General features: G+C 63.1%; 21 protein-coding genes. 10 read left to right on the forward strand and 11 right to left on the reverse strand.

Translation table 11 applies throughout. The features are described 5' to 3' along the window. Window positions 1–43 precede the first annotated feature (43 nt). Window positions 44–457, forward strand: coding sequence for a hypothetical protein (locus HMPREF2888_RS05535; protein ID WP_070432682.1), 414 nt, complete (start codon window positions 44–46; stop codon window positions 455–457). Here the strand turns inward: HMPREF2888_RS05535 and HMPREF2888_RS05540 are convergent. The 3 genes from HMPREF2888_RS05540 to HMPREF2888_RS05550 are packed head-to-tail and all read right to left on the reverse strand — an operon-like array spanning window position 454 to window position 3,436. Continuing rightward, a complete protein-coding gene (locus HMPREF2888_RS05540; protein ID WP_141744831.1) occupies window positions 454–1,596 on the reverse strand; it encodes a hypothetical protein in 1,143 nt (380 codons plus the stop codon). The genes HMPREF2888_RS05535 and HMPREF2888_RS05540 overlap by 4 nt on opposite strands. Before the next feature lie 35 nt (window positions 1,597–1,631). After that, complete coding sequence (locus HMPREF2888_RS05545) at window positions 1,632–2,285, reverse strand: response regulator transcription factor (RefSeq protein ID WP_070518497.1); 654 nt, start codon at window positions 2,283–2,285, stop codon at window positions 1,632–1,634. A 2-nt stretch (window positions 2,286–2,287) separates the two neighbouring features. Next, window positions 2,288–3,436 (reverse strand): ATP-binding protein, encoded by a 1,149-nt coding sequence (locus HMPREF2888_RS05550; RefSeq protein ID WP_062035807.1) that lies wholly within the window; start codon window positions 3,434–3,436, stop codon window positions 2,288–2,290. Between the two features lie 112 nt (window positions 3,437–3,548). Here HMPREF2888_RS05550 and HMPREF2888_RS05555 point away from each other — a divergent pair, with 112 nt between their 5' ends. The 6 genes from HMPREF2888_RS05555 to HMPREF2888_RS05580 all read left to right on the forward strand — a co-directional run bounded on the left by HMPREF2888_RS05555 (window position 3,549) and on the right by HMPREF2888_RS05580 (window position 9,439). Further along, window positions 3,549–4,565, forward strand: coding sequence for a PspC domain-containing protein (locus HMPREF2888_RS05555; protein WP_061920643.1), 1,017 nt, complete (start codon window positions 3,549–3,551; stop codon window positions 4,563–4,565). Beyond that, entirely contained in the window at window positions 4,565–6,190 is a 1,626-nt protein-coding gene (locus HMPREF2888_RS05560) for a permuted SH3 domain-containing protein (RefSeq protein ID WP_070456036.1), read from the forward strand. Before HMPREF2888_RS05555 ends, HMPREF2888_RS05560 begins: the two co-directional genes overlap by 1 nt. Next, on the forward strand, window positions 6,187–6,858 hold the full coding sequence (locus tag HMPREF2888_RS05565) for an ABC transporter ATP-binding protein (protein ID WP_061920640.1): 672 nt from the start codon (window positions 6,187–6,189) through the stop codon (window positions 6,856–6,858). Before HMPREF2888_RS05560 ends, HMPREF2888_RS05565 begins: the two co-directional genes overlap by 4 nt. Further along, the gene (locus HMPREF2888_RS05570; protein WP_061920638.1) at window positions 6,855–8,126 is read left to right on the forward strand and encodes an ABC transporter permease; all 1,272 of its coding nucleotides are present in this window, start codon (window positions 6,855–6,857) and stop codon (window positions 8,124–8,126) included. Before HMPREF2888_RS05565 ends, HMPREF2888_RS05570 begins: the two co-directional genes overlap by 4 nt. A 63-nt stretch (window positions 8,127–8,189) precedes the next feature. Next, entirely contained in the window at window positions 8,190–8,393 is a 204-nt protein-coding gene (locus HMPREF2888_RS12970) for a hypothetical protein (RefSeq protein ID WP_061920637.1), read from the forward strand. Window positions 8,394–8,431: 38 nt separating this feature from the next. Continuing rightward, entirely contained in the window at window positions 8,432–9,439 is a 1,008-nt protein-coding gene (locus HMPREF2888_RS05580) for an HNH endonuclease signature motif containing protein (protein WP_141744832.1), read from the forward strand. A gap of 51 nt (window positions 9,440–9,490) precedes the next feature. Here HMPREF2888_RS05580 and HMPREF2888_RS12975 read toward each other — a convergent pair whose 3' ends face one another. Continuing rightward, complete coding sequence (locus tag HMPREF2888_RS12975) at window positions 9,491–9,763, reverse strand: aldo/keto reductase (RefSeq protein WP_201040646.1); 273 nt, start codon at window positions 9,761–9,763, stop codon at window positions 9,491–9,493. 105 nt (window positions 9,764–9,868) lie between these two features. Here HMPREF2888_RS12975 and HMPREF2888_RS05590 point away from each other — a divergent pair, with 105 nt between their 5' ends. Then, window positions 9,869–11,206: a DUF2252 domain-containing protein gene (locus HMPREF2888_RS05590; RefSeq protein ID WP_061920630.1), complete on the forward strand. Its 1,338-nt coding sequence runs from the start codon at window positions 9,869–9,871 to the stop codon at window positions 11,204–11,206. A 52-nt stretch (window positions 11,207–11,258) separates the two neighbouring features. On the opposite strand, the gene guaA is transcribed toward HMPREF2888_RS05590, so the two are convergent. The 4 genes from guaA to guaB form a co-directional block, all read right to left on the reverse strand. Further along, complete coding sequence (gene guaA / locus HMPREF2888_RS05595; protein WP_061920626.1) at window positions 11,259–12,833, reverse strand: glutamine-hydrolyzing GMP synthase; 1,575 nt, start codon at window positions 12,831–12,833, stop codon at window positions 11,259–11,261. Between the two features lie 121 nt (window positions 12,834–12,954). Continuing rightward, window positions 12,955–13,086, reverse strand: coding sequence for a hypothetical protein (locus HMPREF2888_RS13195; protein WP_256374585.1), 132 nt, complete (start codon window positions 13,084–13,086; stop codon window positions 12,955–12,957). Between the two features lie 196 nt (window positions 13,087–13,282). Next, window positions 13,283–14,419: a GuaB3 family IMP dehydrogenase-related protein gene (locus tag HMPREF2888_RS05600; protein ID WP_061920624.1), complete on the reverse strand. Its 1,137-nt coding sequence runs from the start codon at window positions 14,417–14,419 to the stop codon at window positions 13,283–13,285. Between the two features lie 24 nt (window positions 14,420–14,443). Beyond that, window positions 14,444–15,964, reverse strand: coding sequence for an IMP dehydrogenase (gene guaB / locus HMPREF2888_RS05605; RefSeq protein ID WP_061920622.1), 1,521 nt, complete (start codon window positions 15,962–15,964; stop codon window positions 14,444–14,446). Window positions 15,965–16,126: 162 nt separating this feature from the next. Between guaB and HMPREF2888_RS05610 the strand changes: the two genes are divergently transcribed. Continuing rightward, window positions 16,127–16,498 (forward strand): DUF5319 domain-containing protein, encoded by a 372-nt coding sequence (locus HMPREF2888_RS05610; RefSeq protein WP_070432349.1) that lies wholly within the window; start codon window positions 16,127–16,129, stop codon window positions 16,496–16,498. Window positions 16,499–16,550: 52 nt separating this feature from the next. On the opposite strand, the gene HMPREF2888_RS05615 is transcribed toward HMPREF2888_RS05610, so the two are convergent. Both HMPREF2888_RS05615 and HMPREF2888_RS05620 read right to left on the reverse strand, forming a co-directional pair. Then, window positions 16,551–17,354 carry a hypothetical protein gene (locus HMPREF2888_RS05615; protein WP_210385628.1) on the reverse strand — a complete coding sequence of 268 codons (804 nt, stop codon included), beginning with the start codon at window positions 17,352–17,354 and terminating at the stop codon, window positions 16,551–16,553. 62 nt (window positions 17,355–17,416) lie between these two features. Further along, complete coding sequence (locus HMPREF2888_RS05620) at window positions 17,417–17,980, reverse strand: sigma-70 family RNA polymerase sigma factor (RefSeq protein ID WP_070432350.1); 564 nt, start codon at window positions 17,978–17,980, stop codon at window positions 17,417–17,419. Between the two features lie 303 nt (window positions 17,981–18,283). On the opposite strand from HMPREF2888_RS05620, the gene HMPREF2888_RS05625 reads away from it, so the two are divergent. Further along, complete coding sequence (locus tag HMPREF2888_RS05625; RefSeq protein ID WP_061920616.1) at window positions 18,284–18,574, forward strand: WhiB family transcriptional regulator; 291 nt, start codon at window positions 18,284–18,286, stop codon at window positions 18,572–18,574. On the opposite strand, the gene HMPREF2888_RS05630 is transcribed toward HMPREF2888_RS05625, so the two are convergent. Next, window positions 18,571–20,919, reverse strand: coding sequence for an ATP-binding cassette domain-containing protein (locus tag HMPREF2888_RS05630; RefSeq protein ID WP_070432351.1), 2,349 nt, complete (start codon window positions 20,917–20,919; stop codon window positions 18,571–18,573). The genes HMPREF2888_RS05625 and HMPREF2888_RS05630 overlap by 4 nt on opposite strands. Window positions 20,920–20,960: the final 41 nt, after the last annotated feature.

Here is a 20,960-nt window from a genome sequence, read left to right on the forward strand (position 1 = left end):
CTTCCCCCACGCTCTTGCAATTGCAGTGATAGCGTTAACCGGCATGACTGCCCATGCCAGCGATATCCGCCACCTCGAGACCCCAATCCCCACCCCACACTGGGTACGATTGGGCGCTTCCCTCCTCATCGGCGCCGCCGTGGCTGTGTTGGTCAGCGATGTCCACTTCGGCATCGCCATCGGGGTTGGCCTGCTTTTTCTCATTGCGGCCTTCACCCTCGTTTTTCTGCACCCCTACCGCACGCAACTGCGGGCCTACGCGGACAAAAAGAACGTGACGATGCTGCCGAATATCAGCCAGCTCATCCCCCTGACGCTGCTATGGCTCACCGTCATGCTCGCCCCTCTTTTCGCACTTCCCGTCTGGGGCGTGGCCGTGACCTGGCTGCTGATTTCCGGCGCCGCCTTTTTCGTATTCCCCCACGTCGACGGCACCCGCAAACTAGCTTATGCCTAGCCAGCTTCGTTAAAGCTATCGAGCTCCGTCGGGTCCGGCCAGTATTTCCTGGTCAGGCTATGCTCAACCGGCACCTTCTTTGGCCCGTCGGGGGTAAAGCGCATGCCGACGTGGCCGTCGAAAAGCGTGATGCCATCGCCGCGGGTATCAAAAAGCATCGTGCCAACGGCCGTAACCTGCTCATCCTGGAGCGCTTCGTCCGCGTGGAAGAAACTATCGTCGACATCCTTCGGGAAAACACCGAAAGGCATGGTCAGCTGGATGCTGGCCGCCCGCTCGGCTTTATCCGACGGCGAGGTCAAGTCAAAGTCCGCCTCAGAAGGAAAAGGCGTTCCCTCCTCTGCCGCGCAAACCAGAGAAAAGTTCTCCCAGCGGCATACATAATCTGACTCGCGGGCAGGAATGCGGAAAGGCCTTTGATCTCGCACCAACTCATCGCGGTTTTCATCCCACGGCTTCACATTCACGTTGCCCAGCCCCACCGGGCGCCCGCCATCGCTGCCTGGCAATGCGCGCTCGAAATCCAGGTAGGCATCGTCGTAGCCGTCATAATCAGATTGCAGCTTCTCCAGGCCATCGCCCACGACCAGTTTGTCACCATCTAGGGAGTAAGAGACCTTCTGGCCCTCCGCGTAGGTCACCGTGGCCTCGGTGCCCTCGATGTCGACGTCCTCGACGCGCGGGGCAATCTTAATAACGGAGTCTTTAGCCAAATCCTCACCCGCGAAGAAGAGCACCGCCTCGCCTTGATCCTGGGAAGGCTCGGACTTGCCCTCGCTGTTGTAGCGGCCGACACGGTCGTCGATAGACACGACTGCGTAACTCATCGGCGCGCACGGGTCGAACTGGTTATCCACCAGCCCCAGATCATCTCCCATTCCGAGGGAATGCCCGCGCGGGCTATCCAGCCCCACCTTGCGCTGCATCAGGTAATAGCCAGCATAGGTATCGCCTAGGTCAAAGAAAGGATCCGCGCATCCTTCAGCACCTTCCACGGTGTCCTTATCGGCCTCGCCGCTCCACAAATCAACCATGTTGAACTCCGGTTCCTTGGAGTCAGACGCAGCGTTTGGATCAAAGAGCGGCTCATCTTTTGAACCCGCAGCAGAGCACGCAACAAGGCTAAGGGATAGGGTCACGCAAGCAATAGGGAGAGATAGACGCATGCAAAAACTTAATCCAGATCATGGCTAGCCGCCCAGCGAGTCAACTGATGACGATTCGACTGCTGCGTCTTGCGCAAGATATTCGACGCGTGCGTCTCCACCGTCTTCACCGAGATAAAGAGACGCTCGCCAATTTCGCGATACGTGTAACCGCGCGCGAGCAGCCGCAGCACCTCGAGCTCGCGCCGTGTTAGCGCGTCGACCGCCGGGTCCACGGATTCGTCCGGCGCACCGGGCTTCGACTCGGCAGGCGCACCCGATGCGAATGCATCGAGCACAAACCCCGCCAACCGCGGCGAGAAGTACGCATCCCCCTCATGCACCCGGCGCACGGCCGCGGCCAGCTCCGGGCCTGAAATATTCTTCGTCACGTAGCCCCGAGCGCCGGCACGGATGAGCGCGATGACGTCCTCCGCCGCGTCCGAGACACTCAGCGCCAGGTACACCGGGCCCGAGGCGCCACGCAGCACGGCCAACCCGCCGCCGTCCGGCATATGCACGTCAAGCAGCACCACGTCCGGGTGCGCCGACTCAATCCCCGCGACCGCCTCGGCGACCGTGCCCACGTCGCCCACGACCTCGATATCCCCTGCGTCGGCCAACTCCGCACGCACGCCGGCGCGGAAGACAGAATGATCATCGACGAGGAAAACGGAAACCATGGCTACAAAGCTACCGTGAGCTCCACCTCGGTGCCCTCTCCCGGACGCGAGTTCACCCGCGCGGTGCCCCCGGCGCGTTCCATGCGCCCGCGGATAGAGTCCCGGATTCCGTGCCGGTCCCCGGTCACCGCGTTCGGGTCAAAGCCCGCGCCACGGTCGCGCACAAAAATGGACAGCTCGCCGGCTAAGTTTTCCGCATACACGTCCACCGTATCGACGCCCGCGTGCTTACTGGCGTTGACCATCGCTTCCCGCGCCGCCTGCACCGCTAGCTTCGTGGGCTCGGTAAGCTCGATATCTTCGCCCACCGTCACCGGCGCAATCCGCACCGGGAACAGGTCTTCGACCTCGCCACACGCCGCGGCCAGCGCGCCAAAGACCGTCGCCGGCGCCGCCGAGGGGGCGTCAAATAGCCAGGCACGCAGCTCGCGTTCCTGCGATCGCGCGAGCCGCGCGACCTCCGCCGGATCCTCCGCGCGTTTTTGAATGAGCGCCAAGGTCTGCAGCACCGAGTCATGTAGGCGCGCCGCCATGATCGCCTGGGCTTCCGATGCCGCCTTCTCCGCGCCCTCATCCGCCACCTGGCGCCACAGCTTGAGCACGAGCGGCACCACGAGGGCGCCGAGGCCGACAACGGTCAGCGCGACCGCCGCCAACGCCGGAATAAAGTCCGCGCCGCCGTCCCACCGCGCGATGGTAATGACCACGCCGGACAAGACGAGCACACTACCCGCAGCAATACTCAGCTTGCTCGATACGTTCTCGAGCCCGCGGTCATAGGCTTGCCACGTCACGAGCGCGCCCGCGCCGACGATGACCAGCGGCAGCAGCATGTTGGCTCCGCTGGCCAGCGCGCTGACGACCGCCGCCACGGCAATGAAGACAAGCAACCAGTTAGCCCGGAAGTCGAAGCGGGAGGCGGGCGCGGGGGCATCGGCAGGCTTGGTCGCAACCCATACCCCGGCGTAGAGGAACGCGCCGAGGCCGCCCAAGGCGCACAACGCGGTCAAGGCCAGACGCACGAACAACACGTCAACGCCCAGGTGCGCCGCGACCCCCGCGCCCACGCCCGCCACGACGCGGCCGTCCTGGGGACGTGCCAAAGTCGGGAACGCGGGCTGAGTCGCGCGCGAAGCATAGGGAGAACTCATGCGCTTAATCTTCGCACGGCTGCACCCCGCGCGGATCGGGGTAAACCCTGAAGTTCAAAAATCAGGGCGTTCCCCGATGGTGGCGTACCTCGCGGTGCGTCACGATATAGGTATGAACACCGCGACTCTCAACCAGATGTGGGACACGCGCCCGCCCCGCATCCCGAGAAACCAGGGCGGCAATGCCATGATTGCCGGTGTCTGCGAAGGCATCGGCGTGCGTTACCAAATCGACCCGGTCCTCGTCCGCGTGGCTTTCGTTGTTACCGCGCTCGTCCTCGGCGGCGGCATCGCGCTCTACGCCCTGGCATGGATGTGCATGCCGCTCTACGGCAAGGCCACCGCACCCGTCCAGGACCTCTTTGGCAAGGCCGACGGCCCAAAGTCCGAATCCAGCCTCGCCATCGGGCTCATCATTCTCTTCGCCGCCACGGCCGGCTTCGGCCCGCTGTTCGGCGAGAAGCAAACCCTCTCCACCGTCGTCATCTTCATCCTCGCCGCCGTAGCCTGGTACGGACTGCACCAACGCCAACCCATCCCGCCCGCCGGCGTCCTCGCGTCGCCGATCCCCGATACCACCCCGGGCCCCGATATGTCCGCCTTCACCCCCGTCGAAGGCTACCCGTTTCCGCCGGGGCGCACGACCCCACCGTCCTGGGATCCCCTGGGCACGGTGCCCGAGGCCTGGCATCTGCCCGACCCAGCGCCCTACAAGCAGCCTGAGCCAAAGAAGAAGCACCGCGAAGGCGTCATTGCGGCCATCGCGATTTCCGCCGCCGTCATCGCCGGCCTCGGCTTCGTGCTCACCATGACCATGACCAGCGAGGACGAGACCTCCAGCGACGTACGGTTTACCCCGCACGATGGCGCGGAGCTGCAGGACCTCTACGACAATGGCATCGGCAAGCTCACGCTCGACCTGCGTGAGCTGGAGCTCGACTCCCCGCGCACCGTGACCGTCGACAACGGAATTGGTGCCACGGAAGTCTACCTGCCGGACAACCTGCCCATCGCGATCGAATGCGACGCCGGCATTGGTGAGAGCAACTGCGTTCCACGCACAGATCCAGGCGCTAAGCTGACATTAATTATTGATAACGGAATTGGCACTACTACTATTCACGAATAATGAAAAAGAAGACTATCGCTATCACGACCGCCGCCCTCGCCGTCCTCACCGTGGGCGGTGGCGGCGCCTACTACCTCACCTTCGGCCCCGACGGCGTGGTGCTCACCGCCGCCGATGTCACGACCGTCGCGGCGAAGGACATCACGCAGTCCGTGCCCGCCACGGGCTCGATCGCACCCGCCCGCGAGGTCTCGCTCGCCACGACGCAGACCGGGCCCATCGTCACGCTCGACGCGAAGGTCGGCCAGCGCGTCACGGCCAACCAGCGCCTCGCCTCCTTCGACACCTCTGCTACCGAACGCGAGCTCCAAAGTCAGCGTGCCGCTCAGGCCGCGGAAGAAGTCGGCGCGTTCAATCAGGTCGAGGACGCGCAGCTCCAGCTCAACCAGCTCCAGGACGCGTTGGATCAAGGCCTCAACGGCGAGGTCAATGCCGCCCGCGCCTCCGTGGACACCGCGCAGCACAGCTTCGACGACGCGCAGCAGGCCGTCGCCGAGTCCCGCGCCGCCGCAGATCCTTCCGTCGCCGAAGCCGCCGCCGCGGTAGACACGGCCCGCGCTGGGCTGCGCACCGCGAATAACGCATCGCTCCAGGCCGCGCTCGCCTCGCTCGGTGCTGCTGGCGAGGCCACCGCAGACAGCGCCACCATGGCCACGTCGCTGCTCGCCTCGACCGAGGCGGATGACGCGGTCAGCGACGCCCAGAACCAGGTTGACCGCGCCGAGGAGTCCTACGCCCGCGCGCTCGAGGCCGTGGACCGCGAGGTCGGTGCCAAACAGCGCGCCGCCAACGCTGCCTACGCCCAGCTTTCCGATGCCCAGCTCGCCCAGCGCGCCGCCGAGCTCAGCGCCCAACAGCAAATCGACGCGCAGTCCCAGGCCGTCAACCACGCCCTCAAGTCCGCCGCGGGCGCACGCGTCGCCGCCGAGGAAGCCAATGCGAAACTCGAGTTCGACATCTCTGGTTCTCAGCTATTTTCTCCGCTTAATGGAGTGATCACGTCCGTCACCGCGCAGCAAGGCCGCCCCGCCGAGGGGCCACTGCTCGCGATCGCGGATGACTCGTCCCTCCTCGTCAAGGCAACGGTCAAGGAAGCCGACATCGCGGATATCGAGGTCGGCGACCACGTCACGTTCACCTCCCCCAGCCAGCCGCATAAGGAGTACACGGGCACCGTGTCCTTCATCTCGCCCGTCTCCGCCGCCCCCGCCGCCCCCGCCGCGCCCGCCGAGGCCGCCGGCTCCGGGGCCTCCGCACCGGCGGCGAGCGGCACCGGCACGGGTTCGGGGAAGGCCGAGTTCCCCATCGAAGTCCGCGTGGACGGCAACCGCGAAGGCCTGCGTTTAGGTTCCACGGCAAAGGTCAAGGTCGTCACGCACGAGGACAAAGACGCGCTGACGGTTCCGCTCAGCGCGCTCATCGATGGCGACAAAGCCGTGCTCGTCGTTTCCGACTCCGGCACCATCGAGCGCCGCGACGTGAAATTGGGCACCCGCACCGATTTCGAAGCCGCCGTCACCTCTGGCCTCCACCGCGGCGACCGCGTACTCACCCAGGGCGCGGCCCACGAAGGCGACGTAGGCCAACAGGCATCCCTGCCCGACGCAGCGAGCGGAGAGAAATGAGCCTCATCGACATGCGAGGCATCGTCAAGCGCTTTAACGAAGGCACCGATGCCGAAATCACCGTCCTGCCCGGCTGCGACTTTCAGATGGAGCCCGGCGAGTTCGTCGCCGTCATTGGCCAGTCCGGCTCCGGCAAATCCACGCTCATGAACATCATTGGGCTGCTCGACCGCCCCACCGCAGGCGAGTACTTCCTCGGCGGTGAGGACGTCTCCACCTACGACGATGACGCGCTCGCCCGCCTGCGCGCCGACAAGCTTGGCTTCGTCTTCCAGAACTTCAACCTCATCGGCCGCATCACCGCACTCGCCAACGTGGAGATGCCCATGGTCTACGCCGGCGTGCCCCGCCGCGAACGCGCCCGCCGCGCCGCCGAGCTCCTCGACCTCGTAGGCATGTCCGAGCGCGCCAGCCACCTGCCCAACGAGCTCTCCGGCGGCCAGAAGCAACGCGTCGCCATCGCCCGCGCGCTCGCCAACAACCCGGAGGTCATCCTCGCCGACGAGCCCACCGGTGCCCTTGACTCCCAGACCGGCCGCCTCGTCATGGACCTCTTCCACGAGCTCAACCGCGAGCGCGGCACCTCCATCGTGTTTATTACCCACAACCCGGAGCTTGCCGCCGAGTGCTCGCGCACCGTAACCATGACGGACGGGGTGCTGAAATGAATCTCACCGAATCTTTGCGCATGGCGCTCACCTCGCTGCGCACCAATAAGATGCGCTCGCTACTCACGCTGCTGGGCGTCATCATCGGCATTGCCGCCGTCATCGCGATCCTCACCCTCGGCTCCGCGCTCAAGGGCCAGTTCACCTCTGACCTCGACAAGGTCGGCGCCAATAACTTCCAGGTCCAGGTCAAGGAACGCACCGACGAAGGCGAGACCGACTACCACGTCGAATCCTCCGTCGACGACCCCGATTCCCTCCTCACCCCCGAACAGCTCGAGCAGGTTCGCACGGCACTCGCGCCCGACGTCGAGAGCGTCATCATCGGCGAATCCGACACGTATCCGGGCGACCTGGAGTTGGAGGGGGCATCGGAAAGCTCAGCGGTGATGGTGAAACCAACCAACCCGGACTACGTGACGGCCTCGCAGTTCACCGTCCGCACCGGCCGCGCGCTCACGGACGACGACATCGCGGCCGACCGTGCCGTGACCATGCTCTCCGCCACGACCGCCACCGAGCTCTTCGGCGACGCCGACCCGGTGGGCCAGACACTGAATTTTGCCCCGCTCGACGGCACGGATCTGGAGCTCACCGTCATCGGCGTCTACGACACCCCCGACACCGGCGCGCTCATCGGTGGCGGCGAGGCCGAATACGCGCTCGTGCCCTATACTCTCGCTGCCCAGCTTTCCGATGCCCCTTTAGCCGGCGAGGCCTTTTCCTCCGTGTCCCTGCGCGCGGCGCCCGGCACGGACAAGGCCGCGCTCGGCGCGCGGCTCCAAGCGGCCTTCGACTCGATGTACGCCGACAACGAGGAATACCGCGTCGAGGTCACCGACTTCAGCAAGGACCTCGCGAGCCTCAACCAGCTGCTCACGGCGTTGTCCGCGGCAATTGCGGCAATCGGCGGGATCTCGCTGCTCGTCGGCGGCATCGGCGTTATGAACATCATGCTGATTACCGTCACGGAGCGCACGCGCGAGATTGGCGTGCGCAAGGCGCTCGGCGCGCGGCGGGGTGACATCCGCCTGCAGTTCGTGACGGAGGCCATCATCGTGTGTCTCATCGGCGGGCTCATCGGCGTGGTGCTCGGCTCTGTGGCGGGCATGATCGGCTCGTCGCTCATGGGCTACTTCGTGTTCCCGCCGCTCGGCGCGATTGTGGTCTCGCTGCTCTTCGCGCTCGCCATCGGGCTCTTCTTCGGCTACTACCCCGCCGGCAAAGCGGCAAAACTCGACCCGATTGAGGCGCTGCGCTACGAGTAGCCTGGCTGCATAATTCATTTCGGCAACGACTACAACGAAACCGCCCATCCCGCCGTCCTCTCCGTGCTCGCGCCCGCCGCAGCCGTGTACTTCATGGTGGGCGGCACGCAGGTCAACACCCCGGCCCAGGAGGCCGGGCTCTCGAGCAAGTACGTCTGCCAGTTCTTCGAGGAACACGACGGCCTACGCGCGGTGCGTTTCTGCACGTCCTGGTCCACGCGCGACGAGGACGTCGACGCGCTTTGCGCCTCCATCGCCCAACTCTAGGTCTACCCCTGTTCGAATACCCCTGTTCGACAAATACATTGGACAATCGGTTGCAGGCTTTCCGACGCCTCCTTAACCTCCGTGGCATGACCGTCTCGATCTTCGATGCCCTTGCTCTCGGCGTCGATTCTCTCAAGGAAGCCGCTGGACTCACCGTGGCTGAACTCCGCGACCGCGGCCTGACGCTCGCCGACGCCACGTTCATCCACCCCTTGGCCGCCGTCTATTGGCGCACTAAGCCCAAAGGCATCGCCGAGGCCCGCAAGGCCGCCCGCACTGCCGGTCATTCCCTGCGCGTGCTCGCCCGCATCGAGGTGCTCGCCGCGCGCTGCGACGACCCTAACGCCGCCCGCATCACCTTGTGTGGAACCGCGGAGACCAAGCTCGATGAGGTCGGCGCGAGTCTTGCCAAGCCGAAAACCCGCGTGGAGTCCGCCCGCCATACCTATGGCAAAGACGGCTGGCACCGTTTGGTGATTAACACCCAAGACCCGTGGCTGATGGACATGCTCAGCGCGCTGCCCGGCGACGACCTGCTCGACGGGTTCAAACAGTTCGTCGCCGACGGAGAACAAATTCAGGCCCCAGCCCGTGCTGCGCACGTAGTTATTCGTCTCGACGAGCATGAGGAGTACCTCGCCGAGGGCAAGCTCATTCGTGCCACGGATGGCACGGTGCGCCCGGCTCGTTTGCTTGTGCAGGAGAAGTTGGCGGAGGTCGGCTACGTTACGTTGGTGACTGATTGGGGGGAGCCGGTGGATTGCTTTAAGTCGACGCCGATCTTCAACGAGAAGCAAACACTCATGGCGTTCGCGCTGCATCCGCAGTGTATTCACCCGGGATGTGTGACCCCGGCTCTGTTGTGCGAGCGTGACCATTTCATCCCGCGGAACAAGGGCGGCGACACGAACGTCGCGAACCTTGTGCCGCTGTGCCGGTTCCATAACGGACGCAAGGCCGACGGGGATTCGTATACCCACGATGCCGAGGGCAATTACTGGTACGTCACGCCCTACGGCAAGCGCTACCTCTGCACCGTGAACTAACCCCCACAAACGACAACCCGCCCCGAAAGGCGGGTCATTCGACATGCCGTTTTAGTTTTTCGTGCCGCCGAAAACGTCGGACATGGCGGTGGCGTCGAGGGCCGCATCGATGTCAGCGACCTCGTTAGCGGTGAGCACGATGTCGGCGGCGGCGAGATTCTCACGCAAATGCTCGGGCTTGCGGCTGCCGGGGATGGGCACCGCGCCCTTGGCCATGACCCAGGCCAGCGAGAGCTGCGCGGGCGTCGCGTCATGCACCGCAGCCAGCCGGCGGACGAGCGCGAGCAGCTCCGCGTTGGCGTCGTAGTCGCGGAACTGCGGCATCGGTGAGTAGGCCATTGGACAGCGGGCTCAACGCGATGAACTGCGCGCCGCGGCGCCCGCGCGCGAACTCTACGAGGCGATCGTTCGCGACTAGGCTGATTCGACGTGAAGACACAGCATACTCCTGCCGAACGCCGCGCTGCCGGCAAAGCAGCCCGCAAGCACACCCCGCGCCGTACCCTCGGCTCGTGGCAGCCTGCCGAGGACCGCGACCCGTTGGGCATCATCCACGCGCAGGCTCCGGCGCGCGTCGCGGAGCTGCTGCCGCTGCGCTACGCGCGGATGGGGGAGTCGGCGTTCGCGTTCTACCGCGGCGGAGCGGCGATTATGGCGGCGGACCTCGCGTCGTTGGCTACCTCGGGCATCACGGTCCAGGCCTGCGGAGACGCGCATATCTCGAACTTCGGGCTCTTCTCTGCGCCGGATCGGCGCACGGTCTTCGACCTCAACGATTTCGATGAGACGTTGCCCGGTCCCTGGGAATGGGACGTTGCGCGACTGGTGACCAGCGTGGAAATTTGCGCGCGCGAGCGCGGCTTTGATCCGGAGGAGCTCGTCGAGTCCACCGTTGCCGCCTACCACCGGGCGATGTCTCGTTTCGCGGACATGGGCAACCTCGACGTGTGGTACGCACGCTTCGAGATGGAGGCGACACTCGATGAATTCGGTGGACGACTGGGCAAGAAGTCCGTCAAGAGCGTGCGCAAGCTCATCGCGAAGGCCCGTGCCAAGGACAGCCAGCGTGCGGTGGGCAAACTCACCGAGGTCGTCGACGGGCAACGCCGCATTATCTCGGATCCGCCGGTGCTCGTGCCGCTGCGTGATCTCGTGGAAGGCCCCGAGCGCGAGCTTGCCGATGCCGTCGTGCGCGAAGCGCTGAGCTCCTATCTCGCCACGCTCGCACCAGAGCGGGCCAGCTTGCTGCGTCAGTACCGCTACCAGGATGCAGCGATGAAGGTCGTGGGCGTGGGCAGCGTGGGCTTGCGTGCGTGGATGGTGGTGTTCGAGGGCAACGGCGAGCACGACCCGCTTGTGCTGCAAATCAAGGAGGCGCGGCCGTCAGCACTCGCGCCCTATCTCCCGGCAAGCGAGTACGCTCATCATGGTCAGCGCGTCATCGAGGGCCAGCACGCCATCCAGGCGACAGCGGATATCCTGCTCGGCTGGACGCAGGTAGGCGACCACCACTTTTACGTGCGCCAACTGTGGAATGGCAAGGGTTCAATCGATCTCGATGACCTCAGCGCCGAGGAACTCAACGCAGTCGCCGTGCTCTCCGCCGTCACGCTCGCCCGCGCCCACGCCCGGACCGGTGACCGACTAGCCATCGCGGGCTATCTGGGTAAAGGTACCGCCTTCGAGCGCTCCGCCGCCCGGTTTGCGCGGGCCTATGCCGACCAGAACGAGGCCGACTGGCAGGCGTTTCGCGCCGAATTCCTCTAAAACGCGCGCAGCGCCCCGCCGAGATCGGCGAAGCGCTGCGGGGCGGGCGGGACTATTCCCACTCGATGGTTCCTGGCGGCTTGGAGGTGCAATCCAAGACCACGCGGTTGACGTCCTTGACCTCGTTGGTGATACGGGTGGAGATCTTCTCCAACACGTCATAAGGCAGGCGGGTCCAGTCTGCGGTCATGGCGTCTTCCGAAGACACCGGACGCAGCACGATTGGGTGGCCGTAGGTGCGGCCGTCGCCTTGAACGCCGACGGAGCGGACGTCGGCAAGCAGTACCACCGGGCACTGCCAGATCTCGCCGTCCAGGCCAGCGGCAGTCAGCTCGGTACGCGCGATGAGGTCTGCCTCGCGCAAGGTCTCCAAACGCTCTTCAGTAACCTCGCCGATGATGCGGATGCCCAGGCCCGGGCCCGGGAACGGCTGGCGCGCCACGATTTCCTCGGGCAAGCCCAGCTCGCGGCCCACGGCACGCACCTCGTCCTTGAACAGCAGACGCAGCGGCTCGACGAGCTCAAACTCGACGTCGTCAGGCAGGCCGCCCACGTTGTGGTGGGACTTGATGTTCGCCGTACCGTCACCGCCGCCGGACTCCACGACGTCCGGGTACAGCGTGCCCTGGACGAGGAAGTCAACGGAGGAACCTGCGGGGGCGTCGTTAAGCACGCCTGCAACAGCACGCTCGAAGGAACGGATAAACTCCGCACCGATTGCCTTACGCTTGGCCTCCGGCTCGGTAACGCCGGCGAGCTTGGCAAGGAACGCCTCGCGTTCGTCTGCGGTGACGAGCTTTGCGCCTGTCGACGCCACGAAGTCCTTCTCCACCTGCTCACGCTCACCCGCGCGCAGCAGGCCATGGTCGACGAAGACACAGGTCAGACGGTCACCGATAGCGCGCTGCACCAACGCGGCAGCCACAGCGGAGTCCACTCCGCCGGACAGGCCGCAGATGGCGCGGCCTTCCGGACCAACCTGCTTCTGGATATCAGCGATGAGCTGCTCCGCAATGTTGTCTGCGGTCCAGTTCTGCTCGAGGCCTGCGACCTCGGTGAGGAAGCGGGTAAGCACTTCCTGGCCGTGCGGCGAGTGCAGTACCTCTGGGTGGTACTGCACGCCTGCCATGCGCTTTTCAAGGCACTCAAAAGCCGCCACCGGCGCACCCGCTGAGGAGGCAGTAACCTCGAAGCCTTCCGGAGCCTCGGAGACAGAGTCGCCGTGGGACATCCACACCTTGTGTGTGGCCTCGAGGCCCTGGTGCAGGACGCCGCCGGAAACGTTGACGTCGGTGCGGCCGTATTCACGAGAGCCAGTCGAGGCGACCTTGCCGCCGAGCGCTTGAGTCATAGCCTGGAAGCCGTAGCAGATGCCGAAGACCGGGATGCCCAGCTCAAGCAGCTCGGGCTTCAGAGAAGGAGCGCCGTCCGCATAAACAGAAGACGGGCCGCCGGAGAGAATCAGAGCGACCGGATTCTTGGCCTTGATTTCTTCCACGGTGGCAGAGTTGGGAACAACCTCGGAGTAGATGTTGGCCTCACGGACGCGACGTGCGATGAGCTGCGCGTACTGAGCGCCAAAGTCCACAACGAGGACTGGACGCGGAGTAGTGGTTGGGTTAGTCACGCGCTACAGTCTAGCCCATTGAACCGCCTTTAAATACGGGTACCCCAGTTCGTTGTGGGAAGCGGTGGCCGCTACACTTCGAGCTCTGGCGCGCGGGCGAGCGCGTGCTGCGTTGCCGTGGTTAAAGCGGCGCGGACGTTGCCGTCTGAAAACTCGTCACTCGGATAGTTCCGCGCACGAGTGAGGTCGAGGCGAGGACGCGGGACTCCGCTTCGTCGGAAAGCGCAAGCATTCGACCTGCATATTCTGCCAAAATCTCACCTTGCTCGGTAAGCCGGATACGCCGCCCGACGTCACGCTCGCAGTGCAGCTTTTCGACGACGGCGGCACCTGGGGCACCGCTGCCCTGCGTCTACTGATGGCGGCGGCCGTCCTGCTGCCCATCAGCCGGCCAAAGGTACGCACCTGGGGCCGCGAGCAGTGGCTCGCCGCAGTCGGGCAAAGGTCGGTTAGCGTACTGCCAAGCCCACCTTCTGGAAAGACTTCAAGTCCGTGTAACCGCACTTGGCCATCGCACGCTGGAGTCCACCGACCAGGTTCAGTTGGCCGTGTGGCTCATTCGACGGGCCGTGCAAGATGACCTCGAGCGAAACCTGCTCCGGCTCCGACAACGGCGCGTATCCTGCCGCGATGAGGTCCACGTCCGCAGCTTCGATGACGCCGCGTGGGAAACGCGGGTGGCCAGCCGTCGACGGCCAGTAGTAACCCTTACCGCCTGCCTCTGCAGCGCGGGCCAAAACCGGGCCCAAGACCACAGAATCAGCGCCGCAGGCAATCGCCTTGGCGACGTCAGCGGAGGTGTAGATATCGCCGTCGGCAAGCACGTGCACGTAGCGGCCGCCGGTCTCGTCGAGGTAGTCGCGGCGAGCGGCAGCGACGTCGGCAATGGTGGTTGCCATCGGCACATCGATGCCCACGGTCTCGGCGTTGGTATTAACGCCAGAGCCCACGATGATGCCGGCAGCGCCAGCACGCATCAGGTGCAACGCAGTAGTGTAATCCGCCACGCCACCAGCGATAACCGGCGTATCGATGGAACCGATGAACTCCTTCAAGTTCAGCGGCTCACCGCCCTGCTGCACGTGCTCCGCAGAAATCAACGTGCCCTGGATAAACAGGATCTCAGCACCCGCCTTGATAACCACCGGTGCCAATTCCCGCGCGCGCTGCGGCGACACACGCACCGCGACGGTCACGCCGGAGTCACGCACCTGTGCGATGCGCTCTGCCAACAGCTCCTCATTCAGCGGCGCTGCATGCAGCTCCTGCAGCGTGGAAAGGTCGAAAGGATTCTCGGTGACCTTCACCAAAGCCGCCTCTAGGTCCGCGTGACGGCCCCACAGGCCCTCCGCGTTGATGACGCCCAAGCCGCCCTGCTTGCCCATCTCGATGACGAACTCGGGCGTAGCCAACGCGTCGGTTGGGTGGGAAACCAGCGGGGTATCGAAGGTATAGGCGTCGATGTTCCAAGTGGTGTCGACGTCTTTAGAAGAACGGGTACGGCGGGTAGGGACCAAGGAGATCTGATCAAGATCGTAAGTACGGCGTGCCTCACGGCCGATACCGATTTCAACGTAATCGCGCATGTTCTCTTTCCTCGAAAGATTCGTTTAGCGGTAGTTCGGAGCTTCGATGATCTGCTGCAGGTGGTGCGGGTGAGATTCCTTCAGGCCCGCCGCGGTGATCTGGACGAAGCGCTTGGTCTTCAGCTCCTCGATGGTGGCCGAACCGGTGTAGCCCATGGAAGCGCGCAGGCCGCCGATGAGCTGGTGCACAATGGCATCGATGTCACCGCGGAAAGGAACGCGACCCTCGACGCCCTCCGGAACCAGCTTGTCCTCGCTCTTAACGTCGGCCTGGAAGTAGCGGTCCTTGGAGTAGGAGCGCTTCTCGCCGGTAAGGCCGCGGCCCTGCATAGCGCCCATGGAGCCCATGCCGCGGTAGCGCTTGTATTGCTTGCCCTGGACCACGACGATATCGCCAGGCGCCTCGGTGGTGCCTGCAAACATGGAGCCCAGCATGACGGTATCTGCACCGGCAGCCAATGCCTTGGCGACGTCGCCGGAGTACTGCATGCCGCCATCGCCAATGACCGGCACGCCAGCTGGACCAGCCACCGCCGCAGCTTCCATGATGGCCGTAATCTGCGGAGCACCAACACCCGCGACGACGCGGGTGGTGCAGATGGAGCCTGGGCCGATGCCGACCTTGATAGCGTCCGCGCCGGCCTCAATCATGGCCTTCGCCGCCTCGCGGGTAGCGAGGTTGCCGCCTACGACGTCGACCTTGGAGCCGAAGTCCTTCTGTACACGGGAAACCATCTCCAGCACGCGGTTGTTGTGCGCGTGAGCGGAGTCGACGACGAGGACGTCAACGCCGGCGTCGACAAGCGCGCCTGCACGAGCATAGGATTCCTCACCCGTGCCGATACCCGCTGCCACCAGCAGTCGTCCGGAGGAATCCTTGGAGGAGTTCGGGAACTGCTCGGTCTTTACGAAGTCCTTGACCGTGATCAGGCCAACCAGCTTGTTGTCATCATCGACGATAGGAAGCTTCTCAACCTTGTTGGAAGAAAGCAGCGCCAGCGCCTCCTCCTTGGCCACGCCCTCCTTGGCCACAACCAGCGGCATAGGGGTCATGATCTCGGAGACTTTGCGGCCGAAGTCCGGCTCGAAACGCATATCGCGGTTGGTGCAAATGCCCAGCAAGGTGCCTTTGCCATCGACGACCGGCAGGCCAGAAATGCGGAAGCGTGCGCACAGCTCGTCGACTTCCTGGATGGTCATATCCGGGCTAGCGGTAACAGGGTCCGTCACCATGCCTGACTCAGAGCGCTTGACGATTTCCACCTGGGTTGCCTGATCCTCAGTGGACAGGTTGCGGTGCAGGACGCCGATACCGCCCTGGCGTGCCATGGCGATTGCCATGCGCGCCTCGGTAACGGTATCCATGGCGGCAGAAGCCAGCGGAACGCCGAGACGAATGTTGCGGGTGAACTGCGCCGAGGTATCCACCTCGGACGGAACGATGTTGGATTCTGCCGGCAGCAGCAGAACGTCATCAAAAGTCAAGCCGTACAGGGCTACCTTGTTTGGGTCATCGCCGCCGGTGAGAATGTGATTATCGCTCATGGGTTAAGGACACTCCTTAAATAAGGCCAAGATGGTTTCGCGGTAACCACAACTGTAGTGCTTAAAGCACCCCGAATGGTAGCCGGGCCGCCCCGTAAGAAAGGTATGCAAGCCCCTATGAGGAATTGCCTAAAGGGGGTAGAAGTTTATAGGCTCGCAAAGGTGAACTTCTTCGCCAATATGCCACGCGACCCATTCGCAGACGATCCCAACGATCCCGCTTCCTTCCTGGAGGAAGACGAGCAGGTCATACCTTTGTCCGAGGAAGAACGCTTGGCTATCATCCACGACCTCGCCTTGGTGCAGGAATTCGCACGCGTGCTGGGCCCGCGCGGAATCGACGGCATCTTCTTTCTGTGCGAGGATTGCGAAGAAAACCACTTCTACGAGTGGGACATCATGGCTGCAAACATGCGCGCCACTTTGGACGGCGAACTCGCCCCGGTACATGAGCCAGGCGCGCAGCCGGACCCCACGCGCTATGTTCCGTGGGATTATGCGCTCGGCTACATGGACGGCCTAGACGCCCGTTAAAAAGAAATTCCCTACCTCGCTGTGAGGCAGGGAATTTTTTAATACTGCTGGTTTACTGCTGCTGGTTTTCGCCGAGGTAACCATCAGGGCCTTGGCCCTCAGCGGTGTCCGTGGCGACTGAAGTTGGTTCGGTCTGCTCGCCAGTTTCCTGCGAGGGCGTATCCGGAGCCACAACCGTAGAGGTGATGGTCTGGTATTCCGTTACGGTTACCGGCGCTGGCTCTGGGCTAGATGCTGGGACTTCCTTTTCCAGGGTCTCCGTCGCAGTTACCGTAGAACGCGCTGCGGGGAATGGCTTGGTAGCCGGCGTGGCCGAGGGCTTTTCCGCGGAGGTAGGCTCCGGCTGCGAGTTGCGTGATTCGTCGATGATACGGCGCGCTTCATTAAGCAATTCGCGAGTGCCGGCCATGTCGCCATTTGCGGAACGACGGTCCATTTCCTCGAGCGTGCCTGCAAGCTCCACGGAGGAAGCATCCGAGCTGCCAAACATGGACTTGTGCACGTCGTAGAGCGGAGAACCAGGGCCTGCGTTGTAGACGGCAGTACCAGTACCGGCAATGACCAAGGTCGCCGCCGCTGCACCAATTAGGCCGTTGACGAAAGGCCGCGAACGACGCCTCTTGGAGGCCGCGGCCAGAGAGATAACCTCAGCTTCCTCGTCGGCGCCTTCGATAACCGGAGCTGGCGGCATTTGCTTTTCGACGTCGTCACGCAGCTCGAGAAGCAAGCCCGCCAACTCGTCTTCCCCAGCAGAAGGGTCCTGGCCCTGAGAAAGGCTAGTCAGGAATGCGTCATCGTCGACCAAAGGCTGCAACTGCTCAGAGATATTGAGCTGTGGCTCATCCTTCTTCGCCATGATGGCCTCCCTTCCTTGAATGAGATATGGACATATGAGATTTGAGAAGATACGCGCTTGCGCTATTGACCAGAGGCGCCGATAGCCTTGCGCAGTTGTGCCAATGCTCGATGCTGCGCCACGCGTACCGCACCCGGTGTAGATTCCACGATTTCCGCAGTCTCCTCGGCTGTAAGGCCCACGAACACGCGCAAGATGACTATGTCTCGAGCTTTGTCACTTAATGTATCGAGCAACTCCCGCACTCTGTTACTACCATCCGTGACCAGCGCAGATTCCTCTGGATTTGCGTCTTTGGCCGCGCTTTCCGGGACTTCCTCGGCGGGGTTGGAGTGGTCTCGACCCATGGCGCGGTGCGCATCGGTGACCTTGTTGAAGGCAATGCCATAGACGTAGGCCATGAATGGGCGGCCCTTATCCTCATAGGAGTCGATGGATGTGGCAACAGCGAGGCAGATTTCCTGAGTGACGTCTTCTGGCGTGGGTTGGCGCCCGCCGCCGATGCGTGCGCGGCAGTAGCGCAGCACCTGCGGGTGGATAATCCGCATGATCTTCTGGAGTGCGCGACGGTTGCCGTCAGCAGCTAGCGGCACGAGGTCCGCTAGCTCTTTATCGGTATCGCTCACTGTTTTTCCTTGGGGTTTTCCTTGGGGTTTGCTGCTTTAGTTTTCGCCTTAGCCCTTACACCCTAGCCCGTTCGGGTGGATTTATATCCTTTTACTCCCGGCGCGCCAAAAGTTCATACACCGTTTACCTTTGCTGTTCGTGCAGTTCAGACCCGCTAAAAATGCCCTCCGCGTAAAGAATCCATATAGCGTAAACAATCCGGTAACCATTCGTTTACCACGTGCGTCGAAACTTCTAAATCGTCTTATTCCTCCATTGCGCGAATTCATGCGCGCAGGGTATTTACTAAAGGAGTTTTGAACATGTCTCAGCCCCATTCACTTCCCGGCCCTAACGCTGACTTTTGGGATTGGCAGCTGCAGGGTGCATGCCGAGGAGAGAATTCGGACGTGTTTTATCACCCAGACGGCGAGCGTGGCCGCGCTCGCGCCCAGCGTGAGAACCGCGCTAAGGCAATTTGTCAGTCCTGCCCGGTCCTCGAGCTATGCCGCGAGCATGCGCTAAGTTCCGCGGAACCGTACGGCGTGTGGGGCGGCATGAGCGAATCCGAGCGCGTGGCTGCTTTGCGCACCCGCGCTACGGTCACCGTTTAGGCCACATATTCAGCGAGGTAGCGCCCAGTCACAGAGGAGGCGTTGCCGGCGAGTTCACGGGGGCTGCATGCGGCAACCAACCCGCCACCTGCGGAGCCTGCCCCGGGGCCTAAATCAATGATGTGGTCCGCGTGTGCGACCACAGCTAGGTGGTGTTCCACGCACACCACGGTGTTGCCTTCCTCGACCAGGTGGTCGAGCAATTCGAGCAGCTTATCGACGTCCGCCAAGTGCAAGCCCGTCGATGGCTCATCCAACACCAAAACATCAGCCTGCGCCTTCTTATCCGCCATGTGGACGGCCAATTTCAGGCGCTGACGCTCACCGCCGGAAAGGGTGTTGAGTGGTTGGCCCAAGGTGATATATCCCAGCCCCACGGCGACCAGGATCTCACAGACCTTCTTCGCAGCGGCAACTTTATTTTCCGCGAAGTAAGCCGCAGCCTCAGCAGCTGGCGTTTCCAATACGTCGGCGATGTTTTTGCCGCCTAGCTCGTAACGCAGCACGTCTTCGGAAAAGCGCCTGCCTTCACAGACCTCACACGGCACGTCAGCGCCGTCCATGAATCCGAATTCCACGTAGATGACTCCCGCACCATTGCAATTTGGGCACGCGCCTTCGGAGTTCGCAGAAAACAGGGCAGGCTTGACGACGTCGCTTTCAAAACTGTTCGCCTTCGCAAACGCCTTGCGGATGGAGTCCAACGCGCCGGTATACGTCGCGGGGTTGGAGCGACGCGAGCCTTTGATCGGGGTTTGGTCGACGAAGAAGATGCGTTCTTGGACTTCTTCTGGCAGGCACGCCAAAAGCGAGGACTTACCGGAACCGGCCACGCCGGTAATCGCGCTGAGCACCCCGAGCGGGATGTCTACGTCGATGCCGCGTAGGTTGTTGCGCTGGGCGTTATGGATTTCGATGGCGCCCGAAGGAGTGCGAGTTTCTTCCTTGAACTGGGCGCGGTCCGCCAGGTGGCGGCCGGTTAAGGTATCCGCCTCGCGCAGTTTATCGACGGAACCGGTAAAGACCACTTCCCCACCCTGGCTGCCAGCGCGGGGCCCTAAGTCGACGACGTAATCGGCAATAGCGATGGTCTCCGGTTTATGCTCCACCACGAGAACGGTGTTTCCCTTATCGCGCAGCTGCAGCAAGAGTTTATTCATCCGTGCGATATCATGCGGGTGCAGGCCGGCGGTGGGCTCGTCGAAGACATAGGTGGCGTCGGTAAGCGCGGAGCCCAAGTGACGTACCATTCGGGTGCGCTGCGCCTCGCCGCCTGAGAGCGTGCCCGTGGCACGACTCAAGGTAAGGTAGCCCAAACCGATTTCCACCGCATTAGCCACCGAGCGCCTAATCGAGGCCAGCAGCGGCGCGGCGGACGGGGCGTCGATGGCAGAAAGCCACTCGTCGAGCTCAGTAAGCTCCATGTCGGAGACGTCGGCGATGGACTTGCCTGCAATAAAAGATTCGCGGGCATGCTGCGCCAGACGTGTGCCGCCGCAGTCGGGACAGTCCGCGAAGACCACTGCGCGTTCCACGAAGGCCTTCATATGTTTTTGGAGGCTATCTTTGTCCTTCGACAGCACGGAGGCCTGCAAGCGCACAACAAGACCTTGGTAGCTCATGTTGATGCCGTTGATTTTGGTCTTGACGTCGCTCAGGTAATACAGCGCGTGTTTTTGCTCCTCTGTGAAATCCTCGACCGGCTTATCTGCCGGGTACAACCCTGACTCTGCGTAGGCCTTCCACAGCCAGGAGCCGACTTTCATGCCGGGGTACAAGATGGCGCCGTCGTTTAGGCTCAAGGACTCGTCCACGACTTCTTTCAGGTCGATTTGCGAGGCGCGGCCCATGCCCTCGCAGGTCGGGCACATTCCACCGGTCCGCTCAAAACGGCGAACCTCTTTCACGCCATTGACCTCGATAGCGCCCTGCCCGCTGGCGGAAGGAACGTTGAAGGAATACGCCGCCGGGCCGCCCACGCGCGGAGAGGCAATGCGCGAGAAAAGCACGCGCAGAGCGCCGGTGATATCCGTTGCGGTACCGAAAGTGGAACGCGAGTTGGCTGCCATCCGCTCCTGCCCCACCACAATGGCGGCGGTAAGGCCACTGAGCTCGTCGACGTCGGGATGGGCCTGGGATTGCATAAAGCCCTGCACGAAACCCGGGTAGGTCTCGTTGATAAGCCGCTGAGATTCTGCAGCGATGGTTCCGAATACGAGAGAGGACTTGCCAGAACCAGAGACACCGGTGAACACGGTGAGTTTCCGCTTAGGGATATCGACGCTTATCTCTTTGAGATCATTATCGCGCGCGCCGACAACGCGGATGAATTCTTGATTGTGCACCTAGCCATCCTAAGACGAAACCCCGGGCCTCCACGTGGGAG

Source organism: Corynebacterium sp. HMSC077D03 (assembly GCF_001808545.1).
GTDB classification, from domain to species: domain Bacteria; phylum Actinomycetota; class Actinomycetes; order Mycobacteriales; family Mycobacteriaceae; genus Corynebacterium; species Corynebacterium simulans.

Bases quoted from the DNA above. Each gene is read 5' to 3' on its own strand.
- HMPREF2888_RS05535 (WP_070432682.1), top strand. From the start codon at position 44: ATGACTGCCCATGCCAGCGATATCCGCCACCTCGAGACCCCAATCCCC.
- HMPREF2888_RS05545 (WP_070518497.1), bottom strand. From the start codon at position 2,285: ATGGTTTCCGTTTTCCTCGTCGATGATCATTCTGTCTTCCGCGCCGGC.
- HMPREF2888_RS05550 (WP_062035807.1), bottom strand. From the start codon at position 3,436: ATGAGTTCTCCCTATGCTTCGCGCGCGACTCAGCCCGCGTTCCCGACT.
- HMPREF2888_RS05555 (WP_061920643.1), top strand. From the start codon at position 3,549: ATGAACACCGCGACTCTCAACCAGATGTGGGACACGCGCCCGCCCCGC.
- HMPREF2888_RS05560 (WP_070456036.1), top strand. From the start codon at position 4,565: ATGAAAAAGAAGACTATCGCTATCACGACCGCCGCCCTCGCCGTCCTC.
- HMPREF2888_RS05565 (WP_061920640.1), top strand. From the start codon at position 6,187: ATGAGCCTCATCGACATGCGAGGCATCGTCAAGCGCTTTAACGAAGGC.
- HMPREF2888_RS05570 (WP_061920638.1), top strand. From the start codon at position 6,855: ATGAATCTCACCGAATCTTTGCGCATGGCGCTCACCTCGCTGCGCACC.
- HMPREF2888_RS12975 (WP_201040646.1), bottom strand. From the start codon at position 9,763: ATGCCGCAGTTCCGCGACTACGACGCCAACGCGGAGCTGCTCGCGCTC.
- HMPREF2888_RS05600 (WP_061920624.1), bottom strand. From the start codon at position 14,419: ATGCGCGATTACGTTGAAATCGGTATCGGCCGTGAGGCACGCCGTACT.
- guaB (WP_061920622.1), bottom strand. From the start codon at position 15,964: ATGAGCGATAATCACATTCTCACCGGCGGCGATGACCCAAACAAGGTA.
- HMPREF2888_RS05615 (WP_210385628.1), bottom strand. From the start codon at position 17,354: ATGGCGAAGAAGGATGAGCCACAGCTCAATATCTCTGAGCAGTTGCAG.
- HMPREF2888_RS05625 (WP_061920616.1), top strand. From the start codon at position 18,284: ATGTCTCAGCCCCATTCACTTCCCGGCCCTAACGCTGACTTTTGGGAT.